The 14,033-nt window shown below is 57.8% G+C and carries 13 protein-coding genes; 6 read left to right on the top strand and 7 right to left on the bottom strand.

Features of this window, described 5'->3' with window-relative positions:
* The first annotated feature begins 93 nt into the window (after window positions 1–93).
* Together IE102_RS05180 and IE102_RS05175 are read left to right on the top strand one after the other, a co-directional pair.
* Window positions 94–1,278 carry an efflux RND transporter periplasmic adaptor subunit gene (locus tag IE102_RS05180; protein WP_189485333.1) on the top strand — a complete coding sequence of 395 codons (1,185 nt, stop codon included), beginning with the start codon at window positions 94–96 and terminating at the stop codon, window positions 1,276–1,278.
* Window positions 1,278–4,418: an efflux RND transporter permease subunit gene (locus tag IE102_RS05175; RefSeq protein ID WP_189485331.1), complete on the top strand. Its 3,141-nt coding sequence runs from the start codon at window positions 1,278–1,280 to the stop codon at window positions 4,416–4,418. The genes IE102_RS05180 and IE102_RS05175 overlap by 1 nt, the downstream gene beginning before the upstream one ends.
* Window positions 4,419–4,421: 3 nt before the next feature.
* On the opposite strand, the gene IE102_RS05170 is transcribed toward IE102_RS05175, so the two are convergent.
* From IE102_RS05170 to IE102_RS05145, 6 genes are all read right to left on the bottom strand, one after another.
* Entirely contained in the window at window positions 4,422–5,312 is an 891-nt protein-coding gene (locus tag IE102_RS05170) for a peptidylprolyl isomerase (protein WP_189485329.1), read from the bottom strand.
* A gap of 65 nt (window positions 5,313–5,377) precedes the next feature.
* Window positions 5,378–6,022, bottom strand: a complete 645-nt coding sequence (locus IE102_RS05165; protein WP_229807569.1) for a hypothetical protein — start codon at window positions 6,020–6,022, stop codon at window positions 5,378–5,380.
* A gap of 75 nt (window positions 6,023–6,097) precedes the next feature.
* The gene (locus IE102_RS05160; RefSeq protein WP_189485326.1) at window positions 6,098–6,604 is read right to left on the bottom strand and encodes a P-loop nucleotide/nucleoside kinase family protein; all 507 of its coding nucleotides are present in this window, start codon (window positions 6,602–6,604) and stop codon (window positions 6,098–6,100) included.
* Between the two features lie 196 nt (window positions 6,605–6,800).
* Window positions 6,801–7,499, bottom strand: coding sequence for a DsbA family oxidoreductase (locus IE102_RS05155; RefSeq protein ID WP_189485324.1), 699 nt, complete (start codon window positions 7,497–7,499; stop codon window positions 6,801–6,803).
* An 85-nt stretch (window positions 7,500–7,584) separates the two neighbouring features.
* Window positions 7,585–7,902, bottom strand: coding sequence for a hypothetical protein (locus IE102_RS05150; RefSeq protein WP_189485322.1), 318 nt, complete (start codon window positions 7,900–7,902; stop codon window positions 7,585–7,587).
* 32 nt (window positions 7,903–7,934) lie between these two features.
* On the bottom strand, window positions 7,935–9,977 hold the full coding sequence (locus tag IE102_RS05145) for a glycoside hydrolase family 2 protein (RefSeq protein WP_189485320.1): 2,043 nt from the start codon (window positions 9,975–9,977) through the stop codon (window positions 7,935–7,937).
* Between the two features lie 142 nt (window positions 9,978–10,119).
* Here IE102_RS05145 and IE102_RS05140 point away from each other — a divergent pair, with 142 nt between their 5' ends.
* From IE102_RS05140 to IE102_RS05125, 4 genes are all read left to right on the top strand, one after another.
* Window positions 10,120–10,848, top strand: coding sequence for a polysaccharide deacetylase family protein (locus IE102_RS05140; protein WP_189485319.1), 729 nt, complete (start codon window positions 10,120–10,122; stop codon window positions 10,846–10,848).
* Window positions 10,849–10,983: 135 nt separating this feature from the next.
* On the top strand, window positions 10,984–11,370 hold the full coding sequence (locus IE102_RS05135) for a MerC domain-containing protein (protein ID WP_189485317.1): 387 nt from the start codon (window positions 10,984–10,986) through the stop codon (window positions 11,368–11,370).
* A 48-nt stretch (window positions 11,371–11,418) separates the two neighbouring features.
* On the top strand, window positions 11,419–11,730 hold the full coding sequence (locus IE102_RS05130) for a Dabb family protein (RefSeq protein ID WP_189485315.1): 312 nt from the start codon (window positions 11,419–11,421) through the stop codon (window positions 11,728–11,730).
* Window positions 11,731–11,783: 53 nt separating this feature from the next.
* Window positions 11,784–12,644 (top strand): alpha/beta hydrolase, encoded by an 861-nt coding sequence (locus IE102_RS05125; RefSeq protein ID WP_189485313.1) that lies wholly within the window; start codon window positions 11,784–11,786, stop codon window positions 12,642–12,644.
* Here the strand turns inward: IE102_RS05125 and IE102_RS05120 are convergent.
* Window positions 12,625–14,019, bottom strand: coding sequence for an L-serine ammonia-lyase (locus IE102_RS05120; protein WP_189485312.1), 1,395 nt, complete (start codon window positions 14,017–14,019; stop codon window positions 12,625–12,627). The genes IE102_RS05125 and IE102_RS05120 overlap by 20 nt on opposite strands.
* Between the last annotated feature and the right edge of the window lie 14 nt (window positions 14,020–14,033).

The raw sequence follows: 14,033 nt of genomic DNA, 5'->3' as shown, positions 1-14,033 counted from the left end.
CGTGCCACGTTAAAGGCTTGGTAGCGAAATTGTCAGACCTTCGGTTGCGATTTCACCTCCCCTTGCGTTCAGCCTGATTTTCAAGAGACCCTTATGATCAAACCCGTCCCTTTGGCCATTGCTGCCGGTGTCGTTGTTGTCGCGGCCGCGGCCTTCTTTTTGTGGCCCAAGGGTGAAAGTGATGACAAGGGCAAGGGCCGCCCGCCGGTGCCGGTCGTGACGGTTCGGGCGGAAACCCGCACCATTGCTCATGACCTCAAGGTGGTCGGTTCGGTGACCTCGCTCAATTCTGTGACCTTGCGCCCGCAAGTTGACGGCGTGCTCACTCAGGTGCTGTTTGATGAAGGCGCGTTTGTCCAAAAAGGCCAATTGCTGGCGGTGATTGATGACCGCAGCCTCAAGGCCGCCCTGCAAAGCGCGCAGGCCCAACTGGCGACGAATAAATCCCGACTTCTGGTGGCGGAGACTGATCTCAAGCGCTATCAATCTCTGGCCGAAATCAACGCTATTCCGCAGCAGACCCTTGATCAGCAAAAGGCGGCGGTCGAGCAGGCCAAGGCTGCCGTCCAGATGGATGAGGCCGCGGTGGAAAACGCCCGCGTGCAACTGTCCTTTACCCGCATCACCTCACCGGTATCGGGCCGCATCGGCATCCGCCGCGTCGATCCGGGCAATCTGGTCAGCGCCTCTTCGACTGAGGGACTGGCGACCGTCACCCAGATCAACCCGATTTCGGTCGTCTTTTCCGTGCCGCAGACGGTGCAGGGCGATCTGATTGAAGGCATGAAGCGTTCCGGCGGCATTACGGTCAAGGCCGTGGACCGCGAAAAAGGTGAAGTACTGGCGACCGGACGGATCAGTGCGCTCGATAATGTGGTGCAGTCCGGCACCGGCACGGTGCAGATCCGCGCGACCTTTGACAATGCCGGTGAAACCCTGTGGCCGGGCCAGTTCGTGATTGCCGATATTTCCCTGAACGAAAGCACCAATGCCCTGACCCTGCCGACGGTGGCCGTGCGCCCCGGCCTCGAAGGGCCGTTTGTCATTAAAATCGTGGCTGATAAGGCGCAGATCGTGCCGGTCGAGACCGCCTATCAGAACGATGACTATGTGGTGGTCACCAAGGGCGTTGCGGCGGGCGACGAGATTGTCACCGACGGCCATTCCCGCCTGCAACCTGACGCCGCTGTCAAGCGCGTCAAGCCCGGTGGCGAAGACATCGCCACTAAAGGCGCTGCCAAACCAGCGGCCAAGGCTCCCGCACAAGGGGCCAAATAATGGATCATCCGCAGCCTAAAGAGACAAAATCGGGCCAGAGCACGGGCGAAGGCAGCTATTCCAGCTTTTCGTCGTGGTTCATCAACCGTCCGGTGGCGACGGCCCTTCTGACGCTTGCCATTGTGCTTTTGGGGGTGTTTGCCTTCCCGCGCCTGCCGGTTGCCCCCTTGCCACAAGCCGATTTCCCGACCATCAGCATCAGCGCGGGCCTGCCCGGTGCGTCGCCCGACACTATGGCATCCGCAATCGCCACACCGCTGGAAACGGCCTTTACAGCCATTCCCGGCATCACGGAAATGACCTCATCCAACTCGATCGGGTCAACCAATATCACCCTGCAGTTCGAGCTGAACAAGGATATCGATAGCGCCGCCCAGGAAGTACAGGCGGCGATCAATTCGGTGTCCGGTCGTCTGCCCGACGACATGCCGAACCTGCCGACCTGGCGTAAGCTCAACCCGGCGGACTCGCCGGTGCTGATCCTGACGATCAATGATCCGTACATGGACCTGACCCAGCTTTCGGACATGGCCGATGTCAATCTGGCCCGTCAGATCAATCAGTTGCCGGGCGTGGGCGAAGTGCGCATCTTCGGTGCCCAGAAACCGGCCATCCGTATTGGCGCTCAGCCTGACCGGCTGGCCTCATACGGTTTGACGATGCAGGATCTGCGCACCGCCCTGCAGGAAGCCTCGGTCAACCGCGCCAAGGGTACCGTGCCGGGGCGCAATACCCTGTCGACCTTTGCCACTAACGACCAGATTTTTTCCGCTGAGGACTATCAGAACGTCATCATCGCCTATCGTGACCAAACGCCGGTCTATATGCGTGATGTGGCAACCGTTACCTTGGGGCCGGAAAATCTCTATTCCGCCGCCTTCCCGAATGGTCAGCGCGGCTTAGGCATTGCCATTACCCGTCAGCCCGGTGAGAACGTCGTCAAGATCGCCGATACCGTCCGCGCCTCTCTGCCGAACCTGACCAAGGCCCTGCCTGCCACCACTAAGGTCGAAGTGCTCAACGACCGTACCCGCACCATCCGCGCCTCCCTGCACGAAGTTGAGCTGACGCTGGTCATTACCCTGATCCTCGTTGTGCTGGTCATGGGCCTGTTCCTGCGTCAGGTCTCGGCGACCCTTATTGTGGCAGCGGTGCTGGGCTCATCGCTGGTCGCGACCTTTGCGGCCATGTATGTGCTGGGTTTCAGTTTGAATAACCTGACCCTTGTGTCGCTGGTGATCGCCGTTGGCTTCGTGGTCGATGACGCCATCGTGGTGGTCGAAAACATCCACCGCCATATGGAACTGGGCGAAGATTCCAGAACCGCAGCCTTAAAAGGGGCGGGCGAGATCGGCTTTACGGTCTTGTCGATCACCTTCTCGCTGATTGCCGCCTTTATTCCGCTGCTGTTTATGGACGGGATTGTCGGACGGCTGTTCTTTGAATTTGCAGTGACCATCACGGTGTCCCTGCTGATTTCGGTGGTCATGTCCCTGACGCTGGCCCCCATGCTGGCCGCGCGCTTCATGAAGGCACCGAAACACCGCGATACGGGTAAGGATTTCTCGACCCGCTTGCAAAACCTCTATGACCGCAGTTTGCAGGTCGTGCTGCGCCATCAGGGTCTGACCCTGATCACCTTCTTTATCACCGTGGCCATTGCCGTTGCGGGCTATATGTGGATACCCAAGGGCTTCTTCCCGCTGCAGGATACGGCCTTTGTGCAGGGCTCTACTCAGGCCGCAGATGACATTTCCTACGAAGACATGCTGGTTAAGCAAAAGCTGCTTCAGGACATCATCGCCAAGGACCCGGCGGTTTCCGGCTTTAACAACATCATCGGTGGTGGCGGCGGTGGCGGCTGGTCGAACGGGCGCTTCTTCATCGTGCTCAAAGACCGCGGCGACCGCGATGTGTCGTCCGAAGAGTTCATCGACCGCATCCGTCCGCAGGCGGCGAAAATTCCCGGCATAACCCTGTCGCTGCGCTCGGCTCAGGATATCAACCTGTCGGCCGGCGGCGGATCAGCTCAGTACGTTTATGTGCTTAAGGGGCAGGACTACAACGAACTGGCCCAGTGGTCGGAGCGTATGACAGACGCCATGAGCAACAGTCCGGGCTTTCGCGACGTACGCCACAACCTGCAACTGGGGGCGCGGATGCAAAACCTGACCATCGACCGGGTGGCGGCAGCGCGCTATGGTTTTAACGTCGATGATATAGATCAGGCCCTATACGATGCCTATGCCCAGCGTCAGGTCAACGAATTCCAGACTCAGGTCAATCAGTATAAGATCATTCTGGGCATTGATGACGAACTGGCCAAGCGCGTCGACAGCATGGATTACTTCTATCTGCGCTCACCCCTGACGCAGGAAATGGTGCCGTTATCGGCAGTTACAACCCGCGAAGCTCCGACCTCCGGGCCGGTGTCGATCAACCGCTACGGTCAGTTTCCGGCAGTGACCATCTCCTTCAATCTGCCCAAAGGAGTGGCACTTGGGGATGCCATTGCGGACATTGAGCGTCTGCGCGGTGAAATCAATATGCCCGACACCATTACCGGTGAGCCGCAAGGGGCCGCCCTGATCTTTCAGGACTCGCTCAAGAGCCAGCCGCTACTGATCCTTGCGGCGGTGCTGGCGGTCTACATCATTCTGGGCGTGCTTTATGAAAGCTTCTCGACGCCGCTGACCATTCTGTCGACCCTGCCGTCGGCGGGGATAGGTGCGGTGCTGTTCCTGTGGCTGTTCCAGCTTGATTTCTCAATTATGGCCCTGATCGGGGTGATCCTGCTGATCGGGATCGTCAAAAAGAACGGCATCCTGATGGTCGATTTCGCGCTCGATGCCCAGCGAAACGGCGGCCTGAGTGCTGCAGACGCGATCTACAAAGCCGCCATCACCCGCTTCCGGCCAATTATCATGACCACGATTGCGGCCATGTTAGCGGCTATTCCGCTGATGATCGGCCACGGTACAGGGGCTGAACTGCGCCAGCCGCTTGGTGTGGCCGTGGTCGGTGGCTTGCTGGTGTCGCAGGTGCTGACGCTGTTTTCGACGCCGGTCATCTATCTGGCGCTGGACCGTCTGTTCCATGGCCGTAAAAAGCCAGCTCCGGTAACCCATCCGGCGGAATAGGCCTTACGGAACCTTACGGATCGGGGCGGTAGCGTTGCAGATGTCTATCGCCCCGGCCGATTTCACAAAGAATGTGCCAGAGCGATTGGCGCGCGCCTTAACCCAGTCGGCGAAGGTCGCACTGTCGGTATCCATGACCTGAAACTTCGGCCGCTCCGCTTCGGGCAGATCGCTGGCGAGGGTGACGGACGTAAACCGGCCCCCTTCGGGCGGGGTTTTATAAAAGCCCAGATCTTCGGTGCCGCGCGGACGGGCGCTGAGGTTTTCCATCCCCGCGATCACCCTTCCTACCAGCGTCACATTGCGGTCGAGCGCGCGCGGCGCCTGACCAATCACCGTATAAAGCTGGCTGCCTGAGCCGGTATCGGGGGCGACATCGCGCGCCACGCCGATCATGCCGTAACAGTGGGTCAGCCACTGGCTTTGGCCATCTGTCGCCACGGGCCATGACGCGACATGGCCGACCTTGGCGGCAAAGCTATCCTTATATTTCAGAGGCTTGAAATTTTTTGACGGCGTGTGCTCATATTCGGCGGGCGGGGTCTTGATCACTCCAGCCGGCAGGGGTGCTTCTTCGGCATCAGGATAGCCCCACTGGGTGACATAGTTGTCCTGCACCCGGATCAGGGCGGCGCTATTCAGCCAGCCGGTTTTCACCAGAGTCTTGATGTTGGCCACATGGACCGGCGCGAACTCCGGTGCCAGTTGCAGAACCGATGAGGTGCCGTCCTTAAAGCGGATCACGACCATATCTTCGGGCGGGATATCCTTCCAAGCGCTGGCCGGAGCGGCATCGACGATTTCCTGCGGCGACAGCGCGGGTGTGTCTGCGGCGGTAAGTGTTGCCAGCGCGACACCCAATCCAGCAAGTTTAATGGCTTTGGTAAGTGTCATGACAGCATCCCTTATGTTTGGAGGCATGAGATTACCGCTTGCCATGACCACCGCAAGCGAAATGATTAGCGCTTGGTTTTGGCTTTGGGCTTAGGCGCAGATTTAGCGGCGGCCTTTTCCGGAACGAACCAAAGTGGTGCGGCAGGCGGGGCGCAGTTTTTGGTGATGCCGACCCCTTTGAGATAGGCGCGGCGCACCCGCCCGGCTTCAATCGCCGTATCGATCTCGTTCTGGTATTTATCCGCGCCCGACACCTTACGCACAATGCCGCGGAAGGGCACAAGGCTGCCGCTGGCGTCGCGTACCGCCCCGACCGTGGCATGTCCGGCCAGATGTTTGGCCTTATCGGTCAGGCTACGCCCATCTGTCAGGGCCGGGGCGTCGAAATCGATGCCTAGAATGTCGCTCAACTGGCTGATTTCGTCCCCTAAAGCCTGACAGCTATCCATGCCGGTCAGGTCATAGGCATTGGCTGAGGCTTTGAGCAGAATCTCCGGTATCTCAAGCTTACGCAGGTTAAGATCGGTCATGGGCGTCATGACCGCCGATTGCAAATTGTCACCTTTGACATCGCTCATCCACTGCGAGGATTGGGTGCCTTCCTGAGCCTTGGAATCCTCTGCGGGTTTAGTCTCCGTCGTAGTTTGCGCCCATACCGGGGATGAGGCCGTCATCAGCCCTAAAATAATCGCAATGCCGCAAAGCTTCATAGACATCATCCCCTTGGTGGTAAAACGCCGGAACGATAACTACCCGGCCCTGCGCCGTCCACTGAATTGACACCTTCACACCAGCGCCATCAGTTCATGCCGGATCACCTCAAAACCTTCATCGGCATGAGGCGGCTCAAAGAAACCGCTCACGATGCCAAAATCGCGGCTGGTGGCAGCGAAATTGTGCGCGCCGCTTAAGCTACGGGCTTTCAGACGTTGGCGGCAGACCTCATCGGGCGTGTCGAGGTAATGCAGTTCATGACCGGCATTGGCATTGACGCAGAGCTGGCGCATCCAGCGACGCTGATTGCGGGTATTGGCCGGAAAATCGAGCACGACCGACAGCCCTGCCCGCAGCATATCCTCAACATGGGGGCCTATCACATCGCGCAGCTTGGCCGAATAGAACACATAGTCATCAAGGCTTGAGATCTGGTTCTTATAGAGCCGCGCCAGCCAGGCGTCTTCGCTGATCGCCACCGTATGCGGCCGGGTGGCCAGCTTCGTCGATAGCGTCGATTTACCGGCGGCGATCTTGCCGCACAGCATATAAAGTTTCGGCTGGGAATTTAGCGACATGATGGCTCCTTCAATGGAAAATACAAAGGAGACCGGTATAAAAAAACCCGCCTCCTGGGCGGGTTGGCGACGGTTCTGACCTCAGACGCGCGCTATCCCACCACCGGTTCGGTGATGATAATAATCGCGGCGGCTACGATGAAAGCGGTCTTGGTCATGGCTATCTGATTACAGGCTGTACGCTGACTTGTCCAGACTATATCTCACAGCCATCCGGTCCGCACACTTCACCCTCTGTGATTTGAGGCGCGATGTCTTTCCATGCGGACTCCAGCGCCTGCGTAAAAGCTTCCGGCGGCTGTGCTCCCGACAGGGCATAACGGTTGTTGAGCACAAAGAACGGCACGCCCTGCGCCCCTTTAGAGGTAATAAACTCCTGTTCCTCGCGTACCGTGTCAGCATAGCGATCGGTTTTCAGAAACGCGGTCACGGCCTCCGCCTCCAGCCCGACCTCTGCGGCCAGCGCCACCAGCACCGCATCGTCAAACAGCGACTGTTCTTCTGTAAAATTGGCGCGGTAAAGCCGTTCAATCATCTCGGCGGCCAGACCGTGATCTTCGGCCAGTTTGATCAGGCGGTGAGCTTTCAGCGTATCGCCGTTGAGGGTACTTTCCAGATGATAGTCAAGCCCAACGCTGGCCGCCATCTGAACCACCCGCGCCTGATTTTGAGCGACCTGCTCCGGGGTCATGCGGTATTTCAGTTGCAGCATGTCTTTGACTGGCGTCACCGGCTGATCGGGCGACAAGCGAAAGGCATGGTAATGGACCTCAACCTGATCGCGGCCCGCGAAATCTTTCAGAGCGATCTCGAACTGGCGCTTACCGATCCAGCAAAACGGACAGATGATATCCGACCAGATATCGACACGCAGGGTGTGGGGGTTAGCGGTCATGGATGAGCCTTTCGTTTCGGCCTATATCGTATCTACCTTATGGTATCTCAAGCGTTAGCAAAATTAATTAAGCTTCTCCGCTCAATCAGCATCCACCCATGTCTCTGATAGTAGTCACAACTTCATTGATGCAGACGTCTCGGCCATTACGATCATACCATCGATCGTTCTCACCAACATATTCAGCCGCGTAACGCATTATATCGCAAAAATTTTCTTCCCATACGTCGTAAACAGGTTCCCATTCCTGAGAGGAAAGCACCTTATCGACATACAAACGCCAACCTTTCATGTGACCTTCAGGATTATAATCGTCCGTCAAAGACTCTCGGTAAATTCCAATCTCATACCGGCTTTCTTTGCCTACTGAAGCGACAATATCGAGTGATTCAAGGTCTATCATATCGCAACTCGATTCGAGTTTAATCCAAATTACTAACGCACCAATGCCGGCACCGGCACTGATAACCGCCAAACAACCTTATCGGAGGTCTTGGGGCTTTCGGCAGTGACTTCGTTGATGCCTTCTTTAAGGATCACTGATTTGAAAATCACGATCCCGCCCACCGGCTTTTGGGTGCCGATGACCGCGCCGTTGAGTTTCAGGGTCACGCTTGACTGATTGCTATAGACCTTAACATCGGTCGAGGCGATTTTACGATCCGTATAGCGGCGTGAGGTGATGTAGACCAGCGGGGCCTGTGACCACTGGGCCTTATAGAAATAGAACGCATCCTTTTTGGTTCGGCGATCATAGGTGATCAGGCCCTTATCGTTGATGCCCGCCTGCTCGCCTTCGTTGCGGCCATCGGAGGCGGCATCAAAGCCCTGCCAGACAAACTTGCCCCAGATGAACGGCCGCGTCGACAGTTCGGCCCAGTTCGCTTCATGGTACAGGGTCTGGTACTGCTCAGGGTGCCAGCCGGAAGTAGGGTCGGTCCGCTCTGGCGGCTCCTGCTGATGACCCGCGCTGCCGCCCGCGCCATATTCAGTGACCGCAAACGGCTTTTCGGGAAAGGCCTTGTGGAACCCATCGGCCCAGGTGCCCATTTTTGAAAACTCATCAGAGTACCAGCCGAAGTAGCGGTTAAAGCCGATCAACTGACTCTGCATCGCCTTGGGGTCATTATCTGCCTGACAGCAATGGGCATAGATCGTCGGGCGGCTATCGTCTTCTTCGATGGCCACATTATTCAATTCCATCAGGATGTTGGCCACATAGGGTTCGGTCGCATAGACCTCATTGCCAATCCCCCAGGCGATGACGCTGGGGTGGTTGATGTTCTGACGGATCAGTTCACGCACCTGCTGGGCCGCATTGGCGCGGAAGGCTTGCGTATCCGCCACCGCGCTATTTACCGGCACTTCGGTCAGGATCAAAATCCCGCGCCGGTCGGCCTCCTCATAGGCACGCTGAGCATGGGGATAATGGACCAGCCGCACCCCGGTCACCCCCAGTTCATCCAGCATATCAAAGTCTTCGGAAATGTCAGTGTTGCTCATGGCCGCCCCGACACCAGCGCGGCTGGCATGCAGATTAACACCATGCACCGCATAGGGTTGACCGTTAAGTAACAGGCCGCGACCCGCATCAAACTCAACTGTGCGCACCCCGAACGGGGTTACCAGCCGGTCAAGCAGGCCACGGTCTTCGGACACTTCGGTGACGACATTATAAAGGTGCGGATCAAGGCGCCCATTCCACAATCTGGGCCTGACAATGATGCCGGCCTGGGTTAGTTGCACGACCTGCCCCGCCCGCAGACGCGCCCCTTTGGACAGGGCCAGCACCTCACGGCCTTCGCTGAAAACGCGGGTGCGGATGGTCAAATTGGCCGTGCCTTTGCGGCTGTTGCGCAAAGAGGTGACGATATTCAGCTCAGCTTCGCGCCGCGCATTAAGCGTGGCGGTAACCGCTACGCCGGGTGATCCGTGATCAAGCAAATCAAATCCGGCATCCGACGTCTGGATCAGCGACACACCGCGATATAGCCCGCCGAAGATAGTGAAATCCCCGCCCGACGGCGCGATATGCGGCCAGGCGGCATTATCGACCTTAACCGCAATAAGATTAGTACCGGCCTTGACCGCCGGCGTAATATCAAAGCGAAAGGTCGAATAGCCGCCATCATGGCGGCCGATGCGCGTACCATTGACAAACACTTCGGTGACCAGTGCCGCCCCGTCAAATTGCAGATAGAGCCGGTCGCGGGCGGTCAGGGGTTTGAGATCAAGGCTTTTGCGATACCACCCGGCCCCGCGATAATAGCTGCCGCCATCGGCGCCATCACCGGCATTGAAGGTGTGCGGCAAGGTGACCTTCAGCCATGTTTTATCGTCAAAGCTGGCGGCCGACGCCGTCGGAATGTCTTCACGTTTAAACAGCCAACCGGCATTGAGCGAAGAGGTCTGACGCGCCTCAGCGGCGGGCCCTATGATAGTCAAAACGGCCATCAGGGCCAGCAGGATCGCGCGCATTCCGTTCCCTCACATCTATATTACCGTTGTAAAGGGCAGGGCTTCCAAGTCAACCGACCCAAATTTTTCATAGCTCCCTCTGGTCGTTAGGGGCCTTTGCGGGCATAAAGATGACCACATAAAAATAAAACGGGGAAGTTACATGAAATGTTCAGCCTTTGCGGTCGCGGTCGCTCTGATGGCAGCAGTTAGCAGCGCTTATGCTTGCGGGCCTGACGCGCTGGGCACCACCCGCACACTCGCAATTTCAGGCGAAAAGGGTCAGGCCTATGGCACCGCCCAACACGGACCTTTAGCTCTGGCGAAAGATGAAGTCGTCATCACCTTTGACGACGGCCCGCGCCCGGAAACTACGCCGCGCGTGCTGGATGCGTTGAAAGCACAATGCGTAAAGGCCACCTTTTTTATGCAGGGCAATAACCTGACCGCCTATCCTGATCTGGCCAAGCAAGTTGTCGCGGACGGCCACAGCGCCGGTCTGCACAGCTATAAGCACGATCATATGAATCAGTTGTCGCCGGCTGATCAGGTCAAGGACTTTGATGCCACCCGCGACATTGCGTCCAAGGTTCTGGGTAAGGACGCCGCGCCGTTTTACCGGTTTCCGTACTTGGGGGAGACGCCCGATCTAATGAACGCGCTTAAGGTCAGCGGCTACACGGTCTTTTCGATCGACGCGGGTGCCAATGACTGGGAGGTTGGTGAAACGCCGCAAACCGTCACCGACCGCCTGATGAAAAATCTGGACGGTAAGGGTGGAATTATTTTGCTGCACGATGCGCAGGAGGTTACCGCTCAGGCCATGCCCTTGATCCTCAAAACCCTGAAAGACAAGGGCTATAAGGTGGTACATATCGAACCGGCTCGGTAATCGCACATTTTGCTTTTAGGTCTGGACACAGCTTAAGTGTTATAATATAACACAAACAAAGGACGGCCACGCCCTTGAAAAAAGTTATGCTATAACATATGTGCTGTGTTCAGTTACGATCAGGAATCTGCTTTTATGGGTCAGAGCCATTTTCATAAACCGACGACGCAGATGCTGGACGTCGCCTCCATCGGCCTGTCGGGCCTGTGTCTGGCGCACTGCCTGATCCTGCCGGTATTAGCGGCGGGCCTGCCGGTGTTTGGCCAGTTCAGCGAAAGCGAGCTGATCCATCAGATCTTGGTGCTTCTGGCTGCCCCTTTGAGCGTTTGGGCCTTCTGGCGCTCTGGTGGCTGGCGCGATTACCGCATCTCCGGCTTTGGGGGACTGGGCATTTTCCTGCTAGGGATCGCGGCCTTTTACCCGCCGCTCCTGCCTTATGAAGCCCCGCTGAGCATAGTGGGGGCGCTTATGCTTGCGGCCGCACACCTGATTAACGCCACCCGCAAAAAGGCTTTGCTTTAGGGGACAGGCCTCTTGTTTTCAGGCGCTCAAGATTCTATGACCTCAGCCATGATCAGACACATAGTCATGTTTAGCTGTAAGGACGGGATCGACCGCCTGACCGTCCAAAAGGGTTTGAGTATCCTCACCCAAATTCCCCACGCCTCAAAGCTGGAGATCGCCCTGAATGAAAAGGTCGATCAGCTTGGCAATGTCGTCGATGTGGTGGTTTACGGCGAATTTGAAGATCAGGCGGCGCTTGATGCCTACAAAGCCGATCCGCTCTATCAGCAATCGATCGATATCGTCCGCCCGATCCGCGAAATGCGCGTCGCCGCCGATTACGACACGGCCCATGCCGCCACTGAGGCGCTTGCTTAAATTCGGTTTATCGCTTTAGCTGCCCCAAAACTATAATTTGGGGAGCTTAATTCATGTTCAGAACCGCTATCGCGTTCGCCCTGTGGGCGGGCCTTGCTTTAAGCGCCCACGCTCAAGCCGTTACCCACCTGTGGCCAGGCGGCGCGCCGGGATTTGAAACCCTGAAAGATGAGCCTGAAAAAGCCGCCGACTGGTGGGTGCGCAGCGTCCATAATCCTTCGGTCACCGTCTATGCTCCCGATCCGGCTCGCCATAGCGCCACGGCCATTATTGTCGTGCCCGGCGGTGGCCATGAAAACCTGGTGTTCAATTCCGAAGGGGTTAAACCCGCGAAATATCTGCAAGGGCTGGGCGTCACCGCCTTTGCGTTGAAATACCGGCTGGGCCGCGAAGATAACGGCAAGGCCGATTACGATATCGAGGCCCATGGAGCGGCGGATTTGAGGCGCGCTATACGCTATGTCCGCGCCCATGCCACGGACTACGGCATTGACCCCAACCGCATCGGGGTGATGGGCTTTTCCGCTGGTGGCGAACTGGTCCACATGGTCAGTTTTTCAGGCTTTGACGGTGATCCTAAATCCGCCGATCCGGTGGAGCGGGTGAGCGCGCGGCCCGACTTTATTGTCGAAATCTATTCCGGCCCGCTGGGGCTGCCCGCAAAGTTCGACACCCCACCTCCGCCCGCGTTTCTGCTGACCGCCTATGATGACAAGGGCCCAGTTAAAACCTTCAACACCCTGCTTGATCTGTATGCGCCCTATGATGTGCCTGTGGAGGTGCATTATTTCGCCCGCGGTGGCCATGCCTTCAACATGGGCGACCGCTCACCGCTTAAATCCGTCCATGACTGGCCCGCACGGTTGCGAGACTGGTTAAGTGATAGCGGTTATCTCAGCACTCCACCACATTGACGGCCAAGCCGCCTTGTGAAGTTTCCTTATATTTTGAGGACATATCAAGGCCGGTCTGACGCATGGTCTCGATGACCTGATCGAGCGTGACCTTGTGTTCGCTGGAGTCGCGCAAAGACAGGCGCGCCGCATTGGCGGCCTTAACGGCCCCGATGGCGTTACGCTCAATGCACGGGATCTGCACCAGGCCACCGACAGGATCGCAGGTCAGGCCCAGATTATGCTCCATGCCGATCTCAGCCGCGTGTTCGATGTGCGCCGCCGTGCCGCCCCAGACCGCGCACAGCCCGGCCGCGCCCATCGAGCAAGCGACACCGACCTCACCCTGACAGCCCATTTCAGCCCCGGACAGAGATGCCCGCTGCTTATAGATCATGCCAATGCCCGCCGCCGTCAGCAGGAATCGTCCGATCCGGCCGTCGGCTTTCGTATCCTCATCCGTCCAGCCATCCTGCGCACAATAATAGCGGATCAGGGCCGGAATAATCCCCGCCGCGCCATTGGTAGGGGCGGTGACCACCCGGCCACCGGCGGCGTTTTCCTCGTTCACCGCCATCGCAAACACGTTCAGCCAGTCAAACAGGCGCTCGGATTCCTGATTGTGGCTCTCGCTCGTCAGGATCTCATAAAGGCTGGAGGCACGCCTGCGCACACTCAGGCCACCCGGCAAGATACCGTCGATCCGCAGGCCGCGATCAATGGAGCCATTCATCGCCTCCCAGATGCGCTTAAGTCCGACATCGGTCTCACCGCGCGGACGTTTGGCGTCTTCGTTAGCCAGCACCACGTCATAGACATTAAGGCCATGCTGCGCACAATGTTGCAGCAATTGCGCCGCTGAGGCAAATGGTAAAGCCCCCTTGCCTGCAATCCCGATCAGGTCGTTTTCAGGGGGCCGAGACAACTGCTCACTTGAGGCAATAAATCCGCCGCCGACCGAATAGAAGGTGCGCTCGAAAATCACCGCACCGCCCGCATCATAAAGCCGCACACACAGGCCATTGGGGTGCAGGCGCGGGACTATATCCCCGCGAAAATCGACATCCTGACGGAAATTAAACGGCACCACCGGCCCATTGTGCAGGGCGATTTCGGTGGCGGTTTTGAGCTGAATAAAGGTCGTTTCCGCCCAGTCTGGATCGACCGTATCGGGTTCCGCGCCCAATAGCCCAAGCACCGCCGCCTTATCCGAGCCGTGGCCAATGCCGGTCAGGGCCAGCGATCCCTGAAGCTCGATCCGCACGCGGGCGGCTTTGCTGAGCACACCGGCTGCTGCGGCATCCGCCAGAGCGCGGGTGGCGATGCGCATGGGACCAACGGTGTGTGAACTGGAGGGGCCGATGCCGATCTTGAAGATATCGAGAACGCTTAACATAGGCAGACCCTAAT

The sequence above is a fragment of the Asticcacaulis endophyticus genome (assembly GCF_014652575.1).
In the GTDB taxonomy this organism is placed as follows: domain Bacteria; phylum Pseudomonadota; class Alphaproteobacteria; order Caulobacterales; family Caulobacteraceae; genus Asticcacaulis; species Asticcacaulis endophyticus.
The sequence above is the reverse complement of the archived record's forward strand: the minus strand, read 5'-3'. Positions and strand labels throughout refer to the sequence as shown.

What these genes read in the sequence shown, in the direction of transcription:
- IE102_RS05180 (WP_189485333.1), top strand. Translation starts at nt 94, where the DNA reads ATGATCAAACCCGTCCCTTTGGCCATTGCTGCCGGTGTCGTTGTTGTC.
- IE102_RS05175 (WP_189485331.1), top strand. Translation starts at nt 1,278, where the DNA reads ATGGATCATCCGCAGCCTAAAGAGACAAAATCGGGCCAGAGCACGGGC.
- IE102_RS05170 (WP_189485329.1), bottom strand. Translation starts at nt 5,312, where the DNA reads ATGACACTTACCAAAGCCATTAAACTTGCTGGATTGGGTGTCGCGCTG.
- IE102_RS05165 (WP_229807569.1), bottom strand. Translation starts at nt 6,022, where the DNA reads ATGAAGCTTTGCGGCATTGCGATTATTTTAGGGCTGATGACGGCCTCA.
- IE102_RS05160 (WP_189485326.1), bottom strand. Translation starts at nt 6,604, where the DNA reads ATGTCGCTAAATTCCCAGCCGAAACTTTATATGCTGTGCGGCAAGATC.
- IE102_RS05155 (WP_189485324.1), bottom strand. Translation starts at nt 7,499, where the DNA reads ATGACCGCTAACCCCCACACCCTGCGTGTCGATATCTGGTCGGATATC.
- IE102_RS05150 (WP_189485322.1), bottom strand. Translation starts at nt 7,902, where the DNA reads ATGATAGACCTTGAATCACTCGATATTGTCGCTTCAGTAGGCAAAGAA.
- IE102_RS05145 (WP_189485320.1), bottom strand. Translation starts at nt 9,977, where the DNA reads ATGCGCGCGATCCTGCTGGCCCTGATGGCCGTTTTGACTATCATAGGG.
- IE102_RS05140 (WP_189485319.1), top strand. Translation starts at nt 10,120, where the DNA reads ATGAAATGTTCAGCCTTTGCGGTCGCGGTCGCTCTGATGGCAGCAGTT.
- IE102_RS05135 (WP_189485317.1), top strand. Translation starts at nt 10,984, where the DNA reads ATGGGTCAGAGCCATTTTCATAAACCGACGACGCAGATGCTGGACGTC.
- IE102_RS05130 (WP_189485315.1), top strand. Translation starts at nt 11,419, where the DNA reads ATGATCAGACACATAGTCATGTTTAGCTGTAAGGACGGGATCGACCGC.
- IE102_RS05125 (WP_189485313.1), top strand. Translation starts at nt 11,784, where the DNA reads ATGTTCAGAACCGCTATCGCGTTCGCCCTGTGGGCGGGCCTTGCTTTA.
- IE102_RS05120 (WP_189485312.1), bottom strand. Translation starts at nt 14,019, where the DNA reads ATGTTAAGCGTTCTCGATATCTTCAAGATCGGCATCGGCCCCTCCAGT.